The following is a 19,796-nucleotide window of genomic DNA, read 5'->3' as shown; positions in this document are numbered from 1 at the left end:
CGTCGAGGGGGGACCTCCCCGCTCCGGTGTGCCCGGACGTCGTCGGACACGCAGACACCCGGCCCGTCTTGCCGTTGGCGTCACCCCTCCGCGGCTACCTGCTCCGGCGGGGTCGTCAGGGTGAAGCTCACACGGCCGTACCGGACGCCGTTGACCTGGAGCTCGAGTGCGTGCTCCCCCGTGTAGTAGCGCCGGGTGGTGATGACACGGAACGAGTGCTGCTTGCCGAGGTCGACGGCCTCGCCGGGTGCGAGTCGGCGGGTGGTGAGCTTGAACGTCTTGTCGGTCTGTGACCCGTTCGCCTTGCGGTGGTGGATGACGTAGTCCACGGCCAGCTCGGCCGACTCCGTCCCCGTGTTGCGGACGGAGGCGGTGAAGGTCAGCACCTCCCCGACCGCGACGACGTCGGTGGCCAGCACCGGTCCCGTCACCTCCACCGCCGCCGGCGTGAACCCGAGCAGGCCGAGCGCTCCGGGATGCCCCTGTTTCACAAGGGTGCGCAGGCCGTGGCGCACCAGCCTCCGGGTGTTCTCCTGGGTCACGTCGGCGTCGCCCGGAGCGCCGAGCCAGGCCGCCGCGGTCTCGACGACCAGGTCGGGCTCACGGCGGCTCAGGTCGTTGAGGTGGTTGGCCACCGAGCGGCGCACGTACTCGGACTCGTCCCGGTAGAGGGCGTGCAGGATCGGGAGCGTGGATCGGGGGTCGACCAGGATGCCCGGTACCCGCACGGACCAGGGCAGGAACGGACGAGTGCCCTCCGTGGCCAGCCGGCGGACGTGCTCGTCCTCGGAGGCGACCCAGCCCTGGATGATCGTCAGAGCCCGGTCGAGGTCGTGGTTCAGAAGCCCGCGGATGGCGAACTCCGCGGTCAGCCGCGGGGTGAGCTCCGCCATCAGGGCCAGAGCGTCGTCGAACGCGCCCGCCGAGCCGTCCTCGATCGCCTTGGCGACGACGGCGCTCGTGACGGGCCAGATGAGCCAGCCGGTGAACGACTCGGCGCGGTCGCGTGCTGCGCGGACCGTCGCGGCCAGCGCGGGATAGTCGCCCGGCAGGTCTGCGAGCAGCGCGTCCCGCAGCAGGTCGCTGCGCTCACGCAAGGACAGCGGTGCCAGCGCCTGCTCCGTTGCACGCACCGCCGTCAGCGCGAGGTCGGGTCGCACCGTCTCGAGCGATGCGGTCAGGGCGCGGACGGTCTGCGTCCCGATCATCTCGTCGGCGAACGGCATCAGGGCCTCCGATCTCGTTGTGCTGTGCAGGGCGTCGCGCGGAGTCGCCGCGGGGCACCAGTGTCACCGGGGCCCGCGACTGGCACCGTGACAGCTACCGGTCGGCAGTGCCGCCGCGGACAGCCTCCGCACGAGGCCCGCGGGCCTCGGCATCCTCCTCCACCATGTCGGCCTGCACCAGGAGGTTGCCCTCGACGGCGGCCTGGGGAACCTGCTCGTCGTCCAGGCTGGTGGCCAGCGGCATCTCCTTGACGAAGCACAGCAGCACCGCGGCGACGAGGCCCAGGGGCGCGATCCACAGGTAGATCGGGGTCAGTGCGTCGTTGTAGGACTCGATGATGGGCTGGCGGATCGCGTCCGGCAGGCCGGCGACCATGGCGGGAGTCAGGGAGTCGGCACCACCGCCGACGCTCTCGACCGCCTCGGCGGGAAGCCGCTCGACGAGCAGGCTCGCCAGCCGGCTCGTGAAGATGCTGCCCACGAGGGCCGAGCCGAGCGTGGCGCCGATCTGGCGGAAGTAGTTGTTCGACGCCGTGGCGGTGCCGACCTCGCGCAGCGGGAAGGTGTTCTGCACAACGAGCACGAGGATCTGCATCGACATGCCCAGTCCCAGCCCGATGACCCCGACGTAGAGGCACACGTGCCACACGCCCATGTCCGCGGTGAGGGTGGACAGCAGCACCAGGCCCACGGCGAGGATGAGGCTGCCGCTGATCGGCATCCACTTGTAGCGCCCGGTGCGGGTGACGAGCTGGCCCGTGACGGTCGAGGTGACGAGCATCGTCCCCATCATCGGGATCATGAGGAGCCCGGACTCGGTGGCGTCGACGCCGAAGGTCATCTGCAGGTAGGTGGGCATGTAGCCGATGGCACCGAACATGCCGACGCCGATGAGCAGGCCGGCCACCGTGGTGAAGTTGAAGTTGGGCTCGGCGAACAGGTGCATGGGCAGGATCGGCTCCGCGGCGCGTCGCTCCACGGCCACGAACGTCACCGCGGCGACGACCGTGCCGGCGATGAGGCCGAGGATGACAGGGTCGGACCAGGCGTAGGTGTGGCCGCCCCAGGAGGCGGCGAGCACGAGGCACGTGGTGGCGACGGCGAGCAGGATCATCCCGCCGATGTCCAGCCGGACCCTGCCGCGCGGGCGCGGCAGCTTGAGCAGGAACACGGCGCCGGCGGCGGCGGCGATCCCGAGCGGGACGTTGATCCAGAACGCCCAGCGCCAGCCCGGCCCCTCGGTGAACCAGCCGCCGAGCAGCGGCCCGGCGACCGACGAGACGGCGAAGACGGCGCCCATGACGCCCATGTACTTGCCGCGCTCCCGCGCCGGGACGACGTCGGCGATGGTGGCCTGGGACAGGATGATCAGGCCGCCTCCGCCCAGGCCCTGGATGGCACGGGCGACGATGAGCGCCGTCATGCCGCCGGCCAGCGCACCGACGACGGACCCCACCATGAACAGTGCGATGGCCGCGAGGAGCAGCGGCCTGCGACCGATGAGGTCACCGAGCTTGCCGTAGATCGGCATCATGATCGTCGAGGCGAGGATGTAGGCGGTGATGACCCACAGCATGTGCGTCACGCCGTCGAGCTCGCCGACGATCGTGGGCATCGCCGTGCTGAGCACCGTCTGGTTCAACGAGGCGAGCAGCATGACCAGCATGAGCCCACCGAAGAGGAGGCCGACGTGCGGGGTGCCGGAGCCAGTGTCGGCCCGGCGGGTGGTGGTGGCGGTCATGAGATCTTTCTGGTGAGTTCGTGCAGGAGCGAGAGGGACGCGTCGACGTCCTCGGGCCGGATGCGGGCCCCGGCGTCGCGATCGGGCGACGTGACGATCGAGCGCAGCGGGACGCCGGCGAGCATGACGAGCATCCGCGCCACCTCGTCCACCGAGTGCCCGTCGATCCCCGCCGTCCACGACGGGTCCTGCGCAAGCAGGTCGGTGAGCGCCTGCCGCACGAGGTCCTCGGCCTCGACCGTCAGCTCCTTGCGTCGCCGGGCGAGGTGCGGGTACTTCGCGAGGAGCTCGTGGCGGCGTACCCGGTCCGGCCCGTCGAGAGCGCTGCGGAACACCTCCAGCAGGAGGCGCGTGACCTGACCGAGCAGGTCACCGTCGAGGGAGAACCCGTCGAGCAGCGCCCGGTCGAGGGTGGGCGTGCGCACCCCGAGCACGGCGTCGTCCTTGGTGGCGAAGTAGTTGAAGAAGGTCCGCGGTGAGATGCCTGCCGCCTCTGCGGTGGCCTCCACGGTCGCGTTCTCCAACCCCCGCTCGAGGGCCAGGGTCGCGGCGGCGTCGTGGATCGCCAGCCAGGTCTCGGCCTTCCGGCGCTCGCGCAGGGAGCCGGGTGGGTCAATGGACATACCGACCGTGTTTGCACTACTGCAAGTTGTGCACAACTGCATGGGCGCGCCTGCACCGAGGTCGCCCCCACGCAGGCCTGTCTCACGCGGAACTTCCCCGCGGGGTGGGACCATGGTGTGGTGACGCTCACCCCGCGAGGTGCGGCCGCGCTGGCCGGACTGGCCGCGGGGGCGGTGACGCTCGGCGTCGCGGAGCTGCTCGCGGGGCTGCTCACCCGCCTCACCACGGTCGAGGGGACGCCGTCGCCGCTGCTCGCCGTCGCCGACGCCTTCGTCGACCTCACCCCGCCGTGGCTCAAGGACTTCGCCGTCGCGACGTTCGGGACCTCGGACAAGACCGCCCTGTTCGTCGGCATGGGCCTCGTGCTCCTCGCCGCGTGCGCGGGCATCGGCCTGCTCGCCCGCTGGATGCTGGCCGCCGGACTCGTGACGTTCACGCTCATCGGGATCCTCGGAGTCGCGGCCGTGCTCAGCCGGCCCGGCGCGGCGGCGACCGACGCCCTGCCGACCATGGCCGGCATCGTCGTCGGCGCCCTCGTCCTCGCCTGGTTCAACCGCGACCTCACGACGGCGACGGCGGAGGTCGAGATGCCCGGTGATCTCACCCGCCGCTCGGTGCTCGTCGGCGGCGGGGCGCTCGCTGTGCTGGGCGTGCTCGGCATCGTCGCCGGCCGCGTCCTCAGCGGCGCCGGCGAGGCGGTACGCGCAGCCCGTGACGCGTTCGTCGTGCCCCGCGTCGCCGCGCCGGTGACCGTCCCCGCCGCCGCGGACCAGGGCGTGCCCGGCCAGACGACCTACCGCACGCCCAACGACGACTTCTACCGCATCGACACCGCGCTCACCGTCCCGCAGGTGGACCCCGCGACGTGGCGGCTGCGGGTGCACGGACTGGTGGAGCAGGAGGTCGAGATCGACATGGCCGAGCTGCTCGACCAGCCGATGGTCGAGGCGCTCGTGACGCTCGCGTGCGTGTCGAACTACGTGGGTGGGAACCTCGCCGGCAACGCCGTGTGGACGGGGTGGCCGGTGCGCGAGCTCCTCGCCCGCGCACGCCCGCTCCCCGAGGCGGACATGGTGCTCTCGACGAGCGCCGACGGCTGGACGGCCGGCACCCCGCTCGAGGCGCTCACCGACGACCGCAACTCGCTCCTCGCCGTCGGGATGAACGGCGAGCCGCTGCCTGCCCAGCACGGCTTCCCGGTGCGGATGGTCGTGCCGGGGCTGTACGGGTACGTGTCGGCGACGAAGTGGGTGGTCGATCTCGAGGTGACGAGCTTCGCGCGGGACGAGGGCTACTGGACGCCGCGCGGCTGGTCCGAGCGCGGCCCGATCAAGACCGCGTCCCGCATCGACGTCCCCCGCCGCGGACCGATCGACGCCGGGCCGACCGTGATCGCCGGGGTCGCGTGGGCCCAGCACCGCGGCATCTCCGCCGTCGAGGTGCGCGTGGACGACGGCGAGTGGCAGCCGGCCACGCTGGCCGCCGAGCCCACCGTCGACTCGTGGCGAATGTGGATGCTCGAGTGGGACGCCGAGCCCGGCGAGCACACGCTCACCGTCCGTGCGACCGACGGGGACGGGGAGGTCCAGACCGAGCGCTTCACCTCGCCCGCGCCGGACGGGGCCAGCGGGTGGCACTCGGTGGATGTGGATGTTCGGGCACGGCAGTAACAGGGCCGAGCTTGGTCTCCGGCCAAGCGGAGCACGATGATTGCGCGCATGAGTCTCATGCTCCGCAAGGGTGAGAAGGTCCCGATGAAGGGCCGGACGGTGACGGTGACCGCCACGGCGTTCGACTGCCTGCCTCGCGTGCGCGATCGGTTGATCGAGGCCGCGCGCACTCGAGAGACGATGACGTACGGCGAGCTGCGCAACGAACTTGCGCTGCCCTACCTCACGCAAGGCATGGGCTGGCTTCTCGACCTCGTCTCGGAGGACTGCTTCCGCAGGGGAGAGCCGTCACTCGCGAGCCTTGTGGTCAACGCATCGACCGGCGAGGTCGGGTCTGACTTCGATGGCGACGCGCCTTCAGAGCGGGACCTGGTGTTCGCCCACCGGAACTGGTCGTAGCAGGCTCGTCCGGGTGTTGCCCCGTACCAATCAGCGGCACACTCTCCCCATGGCCAGATCAACGAAGACGGACGCCAGCGACATCAGCCCCGAGGCCGCCGGGTTCACCACGACGAAGATCCCGAACAAGGTCTACGAGGCCGAGCTCTACCGCCTGCAGGGCGAGCTCGGGAAGCTCCAGGCGTGGGTGAAGGAGACGGGCGCGCGCGTCGTCGTCATCTTCGAGGGCCGGGACGCCGCGGGGAAGGGCGGCACGATCAAGCGCATCACCGAGTACCTGTCCCCGCGCACCGCCCGCATCGCCGCCCTGCCCGCGCCGACCGAGCGCGAGCGCGGGCAGTGGTACTTCCAGCGCTACATCCAGCACCTGCCGGCAGCCGGCGAGATCGTCCTGTTCGACCGGTCCTGGTACAACCGCGCCGGCGTCGAGAAGGTCATGGGCTTCTGCACCCCCGAGGAGCACAAGCGTTTCCTGCGCCAGTGCCCGATCTTCGAGCAGATGCTCATCGAGGACGGCATCCACCTGCGCAAGTACTGGTTCTCCGTCTCCGACGACGTCCAGCTCGAGCGCTTCCGCAAGCGCCTGCACGACCCGCTGCGCCAGTGGAAGCTCTCCCCCATCGACCTCGAGTCGATCACCCGCTGGGAGGACTTCTCCCGGGCCAAGGACGAGATGATGGTCCACACCGACACGCCGGTCGCGCCCTGGTACCACGTCGCCTCGGACTCGAAGAAGCAGGCGCGACTCAACATGATCCACCACCTGCTCTCCTCGCTGCCCTACGAGGACGTGCCGCGCGAGGAGAAGGTCACGCTGCCCAAGCGTCCGCCAGGCACCGGCTACCAGCGACCGCCGATCGAGGTCTCCTCCTACGTGCCGGACTGGGCGTCATCCCTCGTGGACGACCCCGCGCGCAAGTAGCTGCGCCGCCCGCATCCCCTACGTGCTGTCGGTGTGCTTGATCCGCGCCTTGTTGACCTTCCCGCCGTCGCCCTCACGCAGGTCGACGTGCATGATGTCCTTCGCCGTCTTGTACGTCCCGCCCCACGTGAGCCCGGCGCCCACGAGCGCCATGACCACCCGCTCGTCGAGGTCGAGGAAGCCCTCCTCCGGCGGCTTGTGCTTCTTGAAGTCGCCCTTGTCCTTGAGCGCGACGTAGTCCTGCTCGATGACCTTGATCCACCCGGTGGCGTCGGCCGGCTCCCCCGCGGCGGCTGTACGGCCGGTGAGCTTGGCGTCGAGCAGCGGCCGGTTCGCGGCCTCGCGGTAGGAGAAGTAGGTCTTGAGCGCGTCGTTGGCCGCCTTGAGAGCGGTGAAGGAGGCCTGCGCGTCGCCGAGGTCGGTGAGGACGTCGACGGCGGCGCCGTTCACCAGGGACGTGGCCCGGGCGACGACGTCGGGCGCCGTCTTCCCCTGGTTGCCGAGGAAGGGGTTGCCCTTGTAGTTGAGGTCGACCGCCAGGCCGAAGGTGTGCAGGCTCAGGCTCGACCCGCCGACGGCGTTCTTCGGGGCGCGGAGGTCGCTGGCGGTCCCGTACATGCCGAGGGTGGTGCCCAGGGTCTTCGCATCGGCACCGTCCGGGTTGATCGCCGCGTCCCCGACGAGCGCGGTCTCCGCCTGGGTGAGCCGCTCCGCGAGCGACTTGTGCACCCGGGCCGGGACACCGAGGAAGCTCCCCTTCTGGATGTCCCCGTACCACCCGGCGACGGTGAAGCCGGCGTCGTCGAGGATCTGCTCGACGTCCGTGCGCCGCAGCGCGCGGTTGGCGTTCTCGACCTTCGTCCTGAGGGCCTGGAGGCCCGCCAGCTCCGTCGTCTCCTCCGGGGTGAGGGCGCGCTTCTTCGCCGCCTTCGTCAGCTCGACGATCCGGTCCTGCTGCCTCTTGCCGAATGCCGCCCGGTCCGCGGCGCGCTCGGCGGCCGTCTGCGAGGCGAGCAGGGTGGTGTCCTCCGTCGTCAGCGCGTAGTCCGACGCCGCGTCGCTCGCCTTCCACGTCGTCGCCTTCGGCTTGGGCGCGACCGCGGCGGGCGCGGGTGGTGCCGTCGCAGGGTCGTCACGCTGGACGGCCAGCGGCTGGACGGCGGGAGCCTTCTTCTTCGGCTTCGCCGCCTTGAGTTCCGGGACGGTCTTCGCGTCCCACGGGAGCGCCTGGGCGCGGTCGCTCGTCGGTGACGTCGACGCCGTCAGTGCGTCGGCCAGCGCCCCCTCGGTCGCTGGACCGGTCTTGGAGATCACCGTCTCATGCCGCACGCCCGGGACGGCGACGATGCGGAACAGGTCCTCGACCTTGGTGCCCGGGCCGGGCGAGCCCGCGAGGGTCCACTGGTCCGGCACCGTCGCGAGCGCGCGCTTGAGCATCCTGTTCGCGGTGACGTACGGGGTGCGGTAACCGCCCCACTCGGCGAAGTAGCCCCGGAACTTCGGGGACTCGTCGATGAGCCGCTGCCCACCGGCCGGGTCGGCCTTGAGTCCGGCAGCCAGCTCCCCCACCTTCCCCACCACCCACGACATCACCGAGAGGACCCCTTCGGCGTCGAACATGACGACGACGTCGGAGGGTCGCGTCGGTGCCGTGCCGCTCGCGGGTGGTGGCGCCGCGTCGCGCAGGTCCGCCACCTTCCCCGCGACCTGCGTCGACCCGCCGCCGCTGTGGCCCGACACGACGAGCGAGAAGTCACTCACCCCGGCCAGCTCCGGGACGGCGTCGAGCACGGCGCGGACGTACGGGAAGGTCGGGACCTTGCCGAACTCCGACCGGCCGCGGCCCTGGGCGAGGACGGCGACGGTCTGCGGGCCGGACGCGCCCCGAGCGGTGTTCACCGCGCCGATCTGCTGGGACCAGTGCTCCTGGTCGACGTCGCGGACGGTGCCGAGCGCTCCGTGGGCGGGGTCCTTGGACTTGCCCGAGGCGACGGCGTACCCCGCGTGCGGGTCGGTGCCGCCCCGGAAGCCGAAACCGTGGAAGTGCAGCACCACCCGGACGGGCCGGTTCTTGTCGAGGACGTCCGGCATGACGACGACGGCCGTGTTGTCCGGCGACTGCTCGGTCATCCGCCGCTCGGCGCTCGGCGTCCTGACCTCGACGAGCTCCCCGGTCTTCGCGTCCTTCTTCCGGTGGGTGTACTCGGCCTTGAACCCGCCGGTGACGCCGAACCCGGGAACGGTGACCACGCGCCGCGTCGTCCCGCTTCCGGCGACGTTCTTCACGCCCTGTGGCTGGGTGTAGCCCTTGGGGTCCTGCTTGGGGTCCAGCGGCGCGCGCTGCACCCGCCGCGGTGGTGGGCGGCGCCGTCGGGAACGGGTGAGAAGGCCGACGACGGCCAGGTTCCCAGCGGTGCGCTGCATCGCCAGCACCGTCGGCGGGTCGAGCCGGTCCGTGCGGAACGTGCCGTGGGGCCTCGACGGCGTGACCTCGCCCGCGGTGCCGCTACCGCGCCGCCGCCCTAACTTCGTCGACGCGGCACCGGCACCGACCTGGCGCAGACCCTGGGGTCGCACGAGTTCCAGTGTCCGCTGCGGGCCGGGCCTGGCAAGGCGCGGACGAGCGCACGATCGGGCAGTCGGGTGTGCCCGGTCGTGCGGGCCGACCGGACGGCCACCGACAGCGTGAGCGTGCCACGCTGCTCGTCGAGGGAGAGGCACGCGCATGGAGCCGGCCATGGGACCACCATCCCGACGCGGCCGCACGGCTCGCCGCGACGACGCTCGCGCACGCCCGGGCGGGGCGGGGAGGCCACCCACGCTCTCCGGTGCCGCGGCGACGAGGACCGAGCCAGGACGCGCCGTCGACCTGGCCCTCGCCACCCCGCCGTCGGCGCGACTCTCCCCGGCACAGGCCCTGCACCTGCAGCGGACCGTCGGGAACCAGCAGGCCCAGCGCCTCCTCCGACCTGTCGTCCAACGCACTCCGCTCTCCGACGCGCTCGACAACGAGGCCACAGGTAAGCCGCCGTCGGAGATCTTCGCGCTGGTCGGCGAGAAGAGGTTCAAGGACGGCGCACTCGACGCCACCGAGCTCGCGGCACTGACGGGCGTGCTGCGGACCGCGCTGCCGAGATCCGACGACCACTGGATGGCTCTGAGGATCCTTCGCGGGCAGCTCGGCATGTCCGGCGGCGTCACCAAGGCCGAGGCGCCGACGCTCGCCAAAGACATCCCGCCGCAGCCGGTCGTTGTCCACTTCGTCAAGGGCAGGAGCGATGAGCGCGCCCTGGTCATCGCGGGCGTGCACGGCAGCGAGCGGCAGGGCATCGAGGTGGCGCAGGCGCTGCTCGCCACCCTGCAGAAGCAGCAGCCGCACTACTCCGTGGTGGTGGTGCCCTCGCTGTTCCCGCAGCACGCGGACCCGGCGTGGGGCGAGGAGGGGACGCGTCAGCGCGGCACCCAGACCAACCGGAACTTCCCCAGCCTGGAGGCCACGGTGGGCTCCTACTCGGGCGGCAAGGCGCTGGACCCGTCCGGGAAGGAGCTCAAGGCCGCGCCGGCCCCGACGGCGAGTGCGAGCGGCGGCGACGGGCCGGTGAAGGTGTCCCCCATCCTCGCCGAGAACGTCATGCTCATGGAGCTCATCGACCGTTTCCACCCGTCGCGGATCATCAGCATCCACGGCACCAAGGACACCTCGGCGTCGGGCGTGTTCGCCGATCCGCACTTCACCAGCCCCGCCAAGAAGCGGACCATCGAGGCGGTCGCCGCGTTCCGGGCGTTCCTCGCCGCGTTCGACGGGATGGCGGCGCCCCAGCGAAAAGCCCTGATGAAGCAGCTGATCAAGGACCTGACCCGGGCGTCCGAGAAGGCGGACAGCGCCCGGACCCAGAACGACGTCGACCTCGCCCTCGCGACGGCGTACGCCATCCAGAGCCGGGCGACCGGAGCCTCGCTCAAGGGGCGCTCGTTCCCCGTACCGACGCCCGAGAGAAAGGCCGCGAAGAAACCGACGACGGACGAGGAGAAGAAGGCGGCGGAGAAGGCGAAGCGCGCCGAGGCAGCGAGAGCAGCCGCGCTCGTCACGAAGAAGCGGGCGTCGCCGTCGGTCACCGGGAACAAGCTCTACGAGGGCGCCGGTAAGGAGAACGCCACCTGGCGGGAGGACATGGGACCCGGGGGCAAGCCGAAGCCGTGGAAGGACCGGGCCAACAAGAAAGGGATCTCGCTCGGCCTCTACGGGCCGGCGAAGGACATCAGCGTGTTCACGGTCGAGCCGCCGGTCAACCGCGCCTTGGACCAGTACGACGGGACCAAGGCCGAGCCCGGTAGCGCCGTAATCTCCAAGGCGGACCGGGAGAGCGAGCTCAAGGCCTACGCCGACGCCGTCGCCGTCGTCCTCCTCGGGCCGGACCCCGGGGCTACCGCCCTGGCAACCCAACGGCCGGCACCGGCGCCGTAGCGGTTGCGCGGTGTCCGCCCGGGCTCGCCGCCCCGCGCGGTCCGTGCTGGGCTGGCAGCATGTGGTTCGACACCTGGTCCGACATCGTTCGCATCCTCGCCGTGGGGGCCGCGGCGTACGTGACGCTCGTCCTCGTCCTGCGCCTCACCGGGAAGCGGACGTTGGCCAAGCTCAACGCCTTCGACCTCATCGTCTCCGTCGCGCTCGGCTCGATCCTCGCCACGGCCCTGCTCGACACGAACGTCACCTGGGCCGAGGGGCTCGCCGCCTTCGGCCTCCTCACCGTGCTGCAGCTGGTGATCACGTGGACGTCCACCCGCGTCCCGAGCTCCCGGTCCGTCATCACCGCGAAGCCGACGCTGCTGCTCCGCCACGGGGACCCACTGGAGCAGGCACTTCGCGAGGAGCGGGTGACCATGGGCGAGCTGCGTCAGGCGGTGCGTGCCACCGGCAACGGCGACCTTGCCAACGTCGGCGCCGTCGTCCTCGAGAGCGACGGCACGCTCAGCGTTATCCCGGCGGACAAGATGGGCGCCGCCACGGCACTCGACGGCGTCGAGCGCCCCAGCCGCGCCTGAGCATCGCCAGGGCGAGTCACAGATGACCTGCCTACGTGCTCGTGTGGCTAGCGATGGTGCCGCTCGGGCTCGCGATGCTCGGCGTCGGTCTCACCCGCCCACAGCCTCTACCAGGTGGTCCTCGGCAGCTGACGGCTCCCCCGCCCGGGCATCCTCGTGCAGCCGCCAGCGGTGCCTTCGAGACCTCAGTGCACGACGGCGACCGATGAGTTCCGCCGTCGCGGGTGGTCTCCACCTGCATGGCTACCTCACTGTTCGAGAACAGCACCGCGTTCGCCGGCTTCTCCGTGGACGACGCCGCCCGTGCGGCGTCCTTCTACCGTGACACTCTCGGGCTGTCGGTCGAGGAGGCCCGCCAGGAGGGCGTCCTCTTCATCGACCTGCCCGGCGGCTCCCGCGTGCTCGCCTACGCCAAGCCCACCCACGAGCCCGCGACGTTCACCGTGCTCAACTTCCCCGTGCCCGACGTCGAGGCCGCCGTGGCCGAGCTCAAGGAACGCGGCGTCACCTTCGAGCACTACGCGGGGACGCCGATGGAGACGGACGAGCAGGGCATCTTCCGCGGCGGCGGTCCGCTCATCGCCTGGTTCACCGACCCCGCGGGGAACGTCCTGTCGGTCCTCGAGGACTCCTGACGCCGCAGCGGCGGGTCGGTCTGAGCCGGGTCGCCGCTGCGGTCCCCGACTGCCCGCAAGCGCCGTGGGCAGTCGGGGCGAGGGTCGACGAGTCGCTCGGCGTCGTCACTGCGGAGAGGATGGACGCCGCGCCCGCGTCCCCCTCCGGAGGAGTCCTCGATGACCTCGCAGCCCGACCACATCTCCGTCCGCGGCGCCCGCGTGCACAACCTCAAGGACGTCGACGTCGACATCCCGCTGCGTGAGCTCGTCGCCATCGCGGGGGTGTCGGGCTCCGGCAAGTCCTCCCTCGCCCTCGGTGTCCTCTACGCGGAGGGCTCCCGCCGGTACGTCGAGGCCCTGTCCACCTACACGCGGCGCCGCATGGCCCACGCCCCGCGCGCCGCCGTCGACTCCGTCGAGCACGTCCCCGCCGCCCTCGCCCTGCGCCAGCGCCCCGGCGTGCCGGGCGTGCGCTCCACCTTCGGCACCTCCACCGAGCTCCTCAACGTCATCCGCCTGATGTTCTCCCGGCTCGCCAGCCACGTGTGCCCCAACGGCCACCGCGTCCCGCCCACCATTGACGTCGCCGCGGAAGTCCCCTTCACCTGCCAAGAGTGCGGCGCAAACGTCCAGGCCCCCGGCGCCGAGCAGCTCGCCTTCAACTCCGAGGGCGCCTGCCCCACGTGCACCGGCACCGGCGTGGTCCGCGACGTCGACGACGCCGCCCTCGTCCCCGACGAGTCGAAGACCATCGACGACGGCGCCGTCGTGCCCTGGCAGATGTTCAACTTCAAGGTCCAGCCGGCCATCATCCGCGAGTTCGGCGTCCGCACCGATGTCCCCTTCCGCGACCTCGCTGCCTGGGAGCGCGAGATCGTGTTCAACGGCCCGGAGGAGAAGAAGCACATCACCTTCGCCACGAAGAAGAACGTGCACGACCTCAACTTCACCTTCCGCAACGCCCGCCTCACCGTGACCGAGGAGCTCAAGCGGGCCACCGACGAGAAGCGCCTCAGGCGCGTGGCCCGCTTCCTCACCGAGGGCACCTGCCGCACGTGCGACGGCACCCGCCTCAGCGAGCGCGCCCGCCTCCCCCGCATCGGCGAGCTCGGCCTCGCCGACGTCACCGCCATGACCCTCGACGACGTCGTCGCCTGGGCACCGACCGTCACCGCCACCCTCCCGCGCAACATGCACGAGATGTCCGAGGGCCTCGTCGAGACCCTCCAGCGCATGGCCCGCCGCCTCGTCGAGCTCGGCCTGGGCTACCTCACCCTCGACCGCGCCGGCGCCACCCTCTCCACCGGTGAGCGCCAGCGCGTCCAGCTCGCCCGCGCCGTCCGCAACCGCACCACGGGCGTCCTCTACGTCCTCGACGAGCCCTCCATCGGCCTGCACCCCTCGAACGTCGACGGCCTCATCGGCGTCATGCGCGACCTCCTCGCCGACGGCAACTCCGTCGTCTTCGTCGACCACGACGTCCAGATCCTGCGCGAGGCGTCGTGGCTCGTCGAGATCGGCCCCGGCTCCGGCACCGGCGGCGGCCGCGTCATCGCGCAGGGCACCGCCGCGGACCTCGCCGGCAGCCCCGACTCCCTGCTCAGCGGCTTCCTCACCGGCGAGGAGCCCGTCGTCGTGCGCGACCGCGCGGAGGAGGCGGAGATGTTCGACGCCGGGCGCCTCCGCCTCGCCACCGACGCCATCCACACCGTCCACCCCCTCGAGGTCGACGTCCCGCGCGGCCGGCTCGTCGCCGTCACCGGCGTCTCCGGTTCCGGCAAGACCACCCTGGTCCTCGAGTCCCTCGTTCCGGCCCTGCTCGCCCTCGCGGACGACGACGACGGCGCACCCCGGCTCCCCCGTCACGTGCGGTCCGTGGAGGCTGAGGGGATCAAGCGCGTCCACACGGTCGACGCGACGCCGATCGGCATCAACGTCCGCTCGACGGTCGCCACGTACTCCGGCGTCTACGACGACCTGCGCAAGGCCTACGCCGCCACCGAGGAGGCGAAGCGCCGCGGCCTCACCGCCTCGGACTTCTCCTACAACACCGGCTCCCTGGCCTGCCCACGCTGCGAGGGCACCGGCCAGGTGACCCTCGACGTCCAGTTCCTGCCCGACGTCGACGTCCCCTGCCCCGACTGCAACGGCTCACGCTACGCCCCCGAGGCGAGCGAGATCCGCCGCGACGGCCTCGCCCTGCCGGAGCTGCTGGGCTTCACGGTCGACGAGGTGATCGACGCCGTCGGCGACATCGCCAAGGTGCGCCGGCGCCTGCAGGCCCTCGCGGACCTGGGCCTGGGCTACCTCACGCTCGGCGAGGACACTCCAGCGCTGTCCGGTGGCGAGGCCCAGCGGCTCAAGCTCGCCACCCAGCTCCACCGCGACCAGTCCGACGCCGTCTTCGTCCTCGACGAGCCGAGCGTCGGCCTCCACCCGCTCGACGTCCGCACGCTGCTTCGCGTGCTCCAGCGCTTGGCCGACCGCGGCGCGACCGTCATCGTCATCGAGCACGACCTCGACCTCATCGCCAACGCCGACTACGTCATCGACATGGGCCCCGGCGGCGGCGAGGCTGGCGGGCAGATCGTCGCCGTCGGCACGCCGGATCAGATCGCCGAGGACGCCCACAGCGTCACCGGGCAGTTCCTCTCTGCTCACCTGCCCACGGCGAGGCGCTGAGGGCGCGGCGCGTCGATCCTGCCCTCAGGCCACGGCCGAGGTCGCTAGGCAGTCACCGTCCCGCGGGCTCTTCGGCGATGACGCCGGGAAGATCACCGAACCTGGCCACGGCGTCACGGCTGAGCACAACGCGTCCGGTCTGGGCAGCGTGGGCGGCGATGACCAGGTCGTGAGCTCCCCGGACCCTGCCGGATCGTCGAGTGTGAGCGATCAACCGTGCGTGGTGGGCCGCGGTCACCTCGGTGTAGTCGAGCACCTCGATCGTCTCGGTGATGAGCGCCAGCGCACGGGACCGTGCCGCGGCCCGCTCGACCGAGTCGGCGAGCTCGATGCCGGTGCGGTACTCCGCCACCGTGATGGCCGCGATCGCCAGCTCATCGTCGTCCAGTGCTGCCTGATCCAGCTGCCCTCGCTCGTAGTCGATGAGGACGTTGGTGTCGAGGATCAGGCGTCTCGCCACGGGTCGGCCACCTCCTGGGCCAGGCTGCCCACCGCCCCGGCAATATCCGCAGCGAACCCGTCGTCGGGAGCGTCGGTCTGGGCGAGCGCTTCACGCAGGTCGCGACCCGTGCGGCGACGAGCCGGGCGGATCTCCGCGACCGGGCGGTTGCCGCGAGTCACCGTCACCGCCTCCCCCGCCTCGATCGCATCGAGCAGCTCGGAGAACCGACGCGACGCCTCGGTGGCCGTGACAGTGCGCATGACAGGAAGTCTATCTGATTATCAGACTCCGCGGACGAGCCTCTTCAGGAACGTCCCCCCCCTCCGCTGGCCAGGCGCCGGCTACGCCCCGGCCGGATCGAGCATCCCAGTCACTGTTCCGGTCTCCTCGTCGTGGTCTCCCCGCACCCACGCGATGTGCCGCTGCGCGGACCACTCGACCGCGTCGCGGGCACCGGTCTCGATCGGGTTGGCGAAGTTGCCGACGATCCGGTCGAACTCGAAGGACGCCAGCCGGTCGGCGATGTGGCGCACCACCGCCGCGGACAGCGGCAGCCGGTTGGGGTAGCTCCGGAGGAACCCCACCGACCTGCGGTCCGGGTTGGGATACACCGTGTCACCGCTGAGGACGACGCCGCGGCCGCCGGCGCCGTCGGCCCAGTGGGCGATCGCGCTGCCGGGGAAGTGGCCGCCGACGCGGTGGAGGCTCAGACCGGGTCCGAGCTTCCGGGACTCCTCGTAGAGCTCGATCCGGTCCGAGCGGCGACCAACCCACTGCTCGTCGGCCGCGCAGACGAGGACCGGCGCGTCGAGCGCCTCACCCCAGGCCACCTGGACGCCGAACATGTGCGGGTGGCTGGCCGCGACCGCCAGCACCGGGCCGCGGGCGAGGATGCGCTCGACCGTCACGTCGTCGAGGTACCCGGTCGGGTCCCAGAGCAGGGAGCCGGCGCGAGTCGTCACCAGCTGCGCGGTCTGGCCGATCCCCAGGGACGGCTCCGTGCCGATCTCCACCCGGTTCGCTTCGGCTTCCGACCAGGTGAGGCGCTGCCCGTCGGCTCGCAGGGCGGCCAGGCTCGTCCACTGCTGCCCGTCGTCGGGCACCGACCACTCACGTTCGTCGGCGCAGATGGGGCACACCTCGGGTGGCGGCGTCGTGTACTCGACGGCGCACGTGGCGCAGATGGCGAACATCGTTCCTCCTCTGGTCCGCACGCCCACCACGACACCAGAACGAGCGCGGTCCGCAAGGCGAGCACCCAGCCGCTGAGCCGCGCATAGGCGGTGCCGGCCTGCGCTCGGCACCGCCGTCCCGCAGGATGGGCACCAGGGTCATGCAGGAGGGGAGGCAACCATGAGCGAGATCATCACCGGAGTCCTCGCTGTGCTGCTGGGTCTGCTGCTGTGCTTCCGTGGCAGCGGCGCGCTGCGCATCCTGCTCGCGATCTGGGGCGCCTTCATCGGCTTCGGCGTCGGTGCCGTCGCGGTGACACAGCTGACGGACCAGGAGTACCTGGGCACTGTCGCCGGCTGGGCCGGGGCGATCGTCGGCGCACTCGTGTTCGCAGCGCTGGCCTACCTGTTCTACGCCGTCGCCGTGATCCTCGGCTTCGGGGCGATGGGCTTCGTCCTTGGCCAGACGGTCGCTGCCGCCGTCGGCGCCGACGAACCGTGGGTGATCACCACGGTCGGACTCGTCGTTGGTGTGGTGCTCGCGCTGCTCGCGATCGCCACCAACCTGCCCGAGCTCGTGCTCATCATCGTCAGCGCGTTCGCCGGCGCGAGCATCACCGTCGCCGGCGTCATGGTGCTGCTGGGGATGCTCGACGTCGAGTCCCTCGTCGGCGCCGAGGTCTCCCTCGCCGACCACCCGGCCTGGTACGTCGGCCACCTGGTGCTCGCCGTCGCCGGCATCCTCGGCCAGCTGAGCCGCTCCCGACGGCGCAGCCCGGGCACCGTCCGCGAGTCCTGGGCGGCGCCGAGCCGGTGACCTGCGAGCCGCTCTCCGTCCGCCTGCCCTACCGGACGTCGGCGCCCAGCCACTCCCGGAAGGTGATCCGCCCACGTGGCCCGTCCTGCGTCGGCAGCAGCGACCCGTTCGTCATCGCCCGCCCCGCACCGCCCGGCACCCGGACCGGCAGCACCCGACGACGGAGCCCTCGCGCCGCCGTCACCTCCCGTGCCAGGTCGGCGAACTCGAGCACCTGCGGCCCCGCGAGGTCGGCGGCCCGCCGCTGCGGCTCCCCGACGGCGATCTCCACGAGGTAGGCCGCCACCTCCGAGGCCGCCACTGGCTGCATCCGCATCCGCGGAACCACGGCCACCGGCCCCGGCACGCGAGCCAACGACTGGTCGACGAACTCGTGGAACTGGGTCGCGCGCAGCACCGTCGCGGGAAGCGGGCCGGCGAGGACCTCCTCCTCCTGCCGCCGCTTGGCGCGGTAGTACCCGAGCGGGGACCGGTCGACGCCGACGATCGACAGGAGCACGTGGTGCCCCACCCCCGCGCGCCTGCCGGCGGCGAGGATGTTCTCGCTCGCGCGGACGAAGAAGCGCTCGGCGGTGCGCCGGGACAGCGTGGTCACGTTGCTGACGTCGACGACGGCGCCGACCCCGTCGAGCACGCCGTCCAGTCCCGCGCCGGTGGTCAGGTCCACGCCCTGCGAGCGGGCGATCACCACGGGCTCGTGCCCGGCGGCGGACACCGCCTCGACGACGTGCCTGCCCACCACGCCGGTACCACCGGCCACAGCGATCCTCATGGCCAGATCGAAGCACACGACCGCTCGTCGGGAGCGGCCTTCCCCCTGCTCCCCCGCGCCACTAGCGTGGCCAGATGACAACGGAGAGCTCGAACCAGCCCAGCACCTCGCCCGCCGACCGCGCCCGCACCCTGTCCGCCCTGCACGCGGCGCCCGAGATACTGCGGGTGGTGAACGTCTGGGACGTCGTCTCGGCGAAGGCGGTCCTCGCCCTCCCGGAGACCAGGGCCATCGCCACGGCCGGCCACTCGATCGCCGCCACCTTCGGCTACCCGGACGGCACCATCCCCTTCAATCTCACCCTCGACATGGTCGGCCGCATCGTCGCGGCCGCGGGTGACATCCCCGTCACCGCGGACCTCGACGACGGTTACGAGGACACCGGGGAGACCACCCGCCGAGCCATCGGTGTCGGCATCGTCGGCGCCAACATGGAGGACCGCCTGCGCCCGCTCGCCGAGTCCGCGGCGCGCGTCGCGGCCGTCGTCGCCGCCGGCGAGGCCGAGGGCGTGCCCTTCTCCCTCAACGCCCGCACCGACGCGATCGTGCGCGGCGGCGACCGCCCGATGGAGGAGTCGGTCGCCGACGCCATCGAGCGCGGCCGCGCCTACCTCGACGCCGGCGCCGACATCGTCTTCGTCCCCGGAGTCCTCGACGCCGACGTCACCCGCCAGCTCGTCGAGGGCATCGGCGAGCGCAAGGTCAGCGTCATCGGCCTGCCCGGCGCGCTCACCGCCGCCGAGTACGAGGCCCTCGGCGTCGCCCGCATCTCCTACGGCCCCACCACCCAGCGCGTCGCCCTCACCGCTCTGCAGGACGTCGCCAAGAGCCTTTACGCCGACGGCGTCATCCCGGAGTCGACCCGCGCGCTCAACTGAGCTCGGCGGACCGGGGCCGACGGCGGCAGATGAGTTCCGCCGTCGGGCCCGGTCGACACCACCATGGGCAACCTCCTGTACGTCCCCATCTGCTCCCTCGACGGCTTCGTCTCCGACCCCGACGGCGACCACGACTGGGCGGAACCGTCACCGGACGTCTTCGACTTCCTCAACGAGCTCCAGGAACGCATCAGCACCGAGCTCTACGGGAGGCGCACCTACGAGGTGATGTCGGTCTGGGAGACCGACCCGACCCTCGGCGAGTCCGGCGAGCACGAGGGTGACTTCGCCGAGTGGTGGCAGCGCACCGAGAAGGTCGTCTACTCCACGACGCTGACGGAGGTCACCACCTCCCGCACCCGGCTCGAGCCGCACTTCGACCCGGAGGCCGTGCGCCGCCTCAAGGCAGAGTCACCGGGTGACCTCAGCGTCTTCGGCCCCACGCTCGCCGCGCAGGCCTTTGCCGCCGGGCTGGTCGACGAGCTGCACCTGGTCCTCAGCCCCATGACCATCGGCGGTGGCCTGCGTGCCCTCCCCTCCCAGCGGCTGCAGCTCTCACTGCTCGAGAACCGCCGCTTCGCGGACAGCACCGTCCACCTCCGCTACGCCGTCGGATCCTGACGGCGTATCTGGCGCGGCCGCGCCCCTGCCCTGATCCGCTGCCCCAAGGGGAAGCGACGTCCGCCCGATGGCCTGTCGCACCACACCGCGGCCGGCCGGCCCCTGGCGCATAGGCTCGACGGCACCGCCGGTCCCGAGACGATGCGCGCGCGGAGCAGCACGCCAGACGA

General features: G+C 71.7%; 18 protein-coding genes. 10 read left to right on the top strand and 8 right to left on the bottom strand.

The genetic code is table 11. The features are described 5' to 3' along the window. Positions 1-80: 80 nt before the first annotated feature. The 3 genes from H9624_RS01800 to H9624_RS01790 form a co-directional block, all read right to left on the bottom strand. Complete coding sequence (locus H9624_RS01800) at positions 81-1,226, bottom strand: DNA alkylation repair protein (protein WP_251838197.1); 1,146 nt, start codon at positions 1,224-1,226, stop codon at positions 81-83. 94 nt (positions 1,227-1,320) lie between these two features. After that, positions 1,321-2,967 (bottom strand): MDR family MFS transporter, encoded by a 1,647-nt coding sequence (locus tag H9624_RS01795; protein ID WP_251838196.1) that lies wholly within the window; start codon positions 2,965-2,967, stop codon positions 1,321-1,323. Beyond that, positions 2,964-3,590: a TetR/AcrR family transcriptional regulator gene (locus H9624_RS01790; protein WP_251838195.1), complete on the bottom strand. Its 627-nt coding sequence runs from the start codon at positions 3,588-3,590 to the stop codon at positions 2,964-2,966. Before H9624_RS01790 ends, H9624_RS01795 begins: the two co-directional genes overlap by 4 nt. Positions 3,591-3,710: 120 nt before the next feature. Here H9624_RS01790 and H9624_RS01785 point away from each other — a divergent pair, with 120 nt between their 5' ends. From H9624_RS01785 to ppk2, 3 genes are read left to right on the top strand one after another with little or no spacing between them, the layout of a single operon-like run. Continuing rightward, a complete protein-coding gene (locus tag H9624_RS01785) occupies positions 3,711-5,261 on the top strand; it encodes a molybdopterin-dependent oxidoreductase (RefSeq protein ID WP_251838194.1) in 1,551 nt (516 codons plus the stop codon). Positions 5,262-5,309: 48 nt separating this feature from the next. Then, entirely contained in the window at positions 5,310-5,660 is a 351-nt protein-coding gene (locus H9624_RS01780; RefSeq protein WP_251838193.1) for a hypothetical protein, read from the top strand. A gap of 49 nt (positions 5,661-5,709) precedes the next feature. Beyond that, positions 5,710-6,582, top strand: a complete 873-nt coding sequence (gene ppk2, locus H9624_RS01775; protein ID WP_251838192.1) for a polyphosphate kinase 2 — start codon at positions 5,710-5,712, stop codon at positions 6,580-6,582. Between the two features lie 18 nt (positions 6,583-6,600). Here ppk2 and H9624_RS01770 read toward each other — a convergent pair whose 3' ends face one another. Next, positions 6,601-9,159 carry a hypothetical protein gene (locus H9624_RS01770; RefSeq protein ID WP_251838191.1) on the bottom strand — a complete coding sequence of 853 codons (2,559 nt, stop codon included), beginning with the start codon at positions 9,157-9,159 and terminating at the stop codon, positions 6,601-6,603. Positions 9,160-9,319: 160 nt separating this feature from the next. On the opposite strand from H9624_RS01770, the gene H9624_RS01765 reads away from it, so the two are divergent. The 4 genes from H9624_RS01765 to H9624_RS01750 all read left to right on the top strand — a co-directional run bounded on the left by H9624_RS01765 (position 9,320) and on the right by H9624_RS01750 (position 14,924). Beyond that, complete coding sequence (locus tag H9624_RS01765) at positions 9,320-11,047, top strand: M14 family metallopeptidase (RefSeq protein WP_251838190.1); 1,728 nt, start codon at positions 9,320-9,322, stop codon at positions 11,045-11,047. A 59-nt stretch (positions 11,048-11,106) separates the two neighbouring features. Then, a complete protein-coding gene (locus tag H9624_RS01760) occupies positions 11,107-11,625 on the top strand; it encodes a DUF421 domain-containing protein (RefSeq protein ID WP_251838189.1) in 519 nt (172 codons plus the stop codon). 251 nt (positions 11,626-11,876) lie between these two features. Continuing rightward, the gene (locus H9624_RS01755; protein WP_251838969.1) at positions 11,877-12,260 is read left to right on the top strand and encodes a VOC family protein; all 384 of its coding nucleotides are present in this window, start codon (positions 11,877-11,879) and stop codon (positions 12,258-12,260) included. A 159-nt stretch (positions 12,261-12,419) separates the two neighbouring features. Then, positions 12,420-14,924, top strand: a complete 2,505-nt coding sequence (locus H9624_RS01750; protein ID WP_251838188.1) for an AAA family ATPase — start codon at positions 12,420-12,422, stop codon at positions 14,922-14,924. 52 nt (positions 14,925-14,976) lie between these two features. On the opposite strand, the gene H9624_RS01745 is transcribed toward H9624_RS01750, so the two are convergent. From H9624_RS01745 to H9624_RS01735, 3 genes are all read right to left on the bottom strand, one after another. After that, positions 14,977-15,384, bottom strand: coding sequence for a type II toxin-antitoxin system VapC family toxin (locus tag H9624_RS01745; protein WP_251838187.1), 408 nt, complete (start codon positions 15,382-15,384; stop codon positions 14,977-14,979). Next, positions 15,369-15,626 carry a type II toxin-antitoxin system Phd/YefM family antitoxin gene (locus H9624_RS01740; RefSeq protein WP_251838186.1) on the bottom strand — a complete coding sequence of 86 codons (258 nt, stop codon included), beginning with the start codon at positions 15,624-15,626 and terminating at the stop codon, positions 15,369-15,371. Before H9624_RS01740 ends, H9624_RS01745 begins: the two co-directional genes overlap by 16 nt. 81 nt (positions 15,627-15,707) lie before the next feature. Then, positions 15,708-16,559 carry an MBL fold metallo-hydrolase gene (locus H9624_RS01735; protein ID WP_251838185.1) on the bottom strand — a complete coding sequence of 284 codons (852 nt, stop codon included), beginning with the start codon at positions 16,557-16,559 and terminating at the stop codon, positions 15,708-15,710. Between the two features lie 160 nt (positions 16,560-16,719). Between H9624_RS01735 and H9624_RS01730 the strand changes: the two genes are divergently transcribed. Continuing rightward, entirely contained in the window at positions 16,720-17,355 is a 636-nt protein-coding gene (locus H9624_RS01730; protein WP_251838184.1) for a TM7S3/TM198-like domain-containing protein, read from the top strand. A gap of 28 nt (positions 17,356-17,383) precedes the next feature. Here the strand turns inward: H9624_RS01730 and H9624_RS01725 are convergent, their stop codons facing one another. After that, positions 17,384-18,127 (bottom strand): SDR family oxidoreductase, encoded by a 744-nt coding sequence (locus H9624_RS01725; RefSeq protein WP_251838183.1) that lies wholly within the window; start codon positions 18,125-18,127, stop codon positions 17,384-17,386. Between the two features lie 74 nt (positions 18,128-18,201). Here H9624_RS01725 and H9624_RS01720 point away from each other — a divergent pair, with 74 nt between their 5' ends. Further along, the gene (locus H9624_RS01720) at positions 18,202-19,005 is read left to right on the top strand and encodes an isocitrate lyase/PEP mutase family protein (RefSeq protein WP_251838182.1); all 804 of its coding nucleotides are present in this window, start codon (positions 18,202-18,204) and stop codon (positions 19,003-19,005) included. A gap of 63 nt (positions 19,006-19,068) precedes the next feature. Then, entirely contained in the window at positions 19,069-19,626 is a 558-nt protein-coding gene (locus tag H9624_RS01715) for a dihydrofolate reductase family protein (RefSeq protein ID WP_251838181.1), read from the top strand. Positions 19,627-19,796 lie beyond the last annotated feature (170 nt).

This window comes from Oceanitalea stevensii (assembly GCF_014837105.1).
Lineage (GTDB): Bacteria > Actinomycetota > Actinomycetes > Actinomycetales > Actinomycetaceae > Oceanitalea > Oceanitalea stevensii.
The sequence above is the reverse complement of the archived record's forward strand: the minus strand, read 5'-3'. Positions and strand labels throughout refer to the sequence as shown.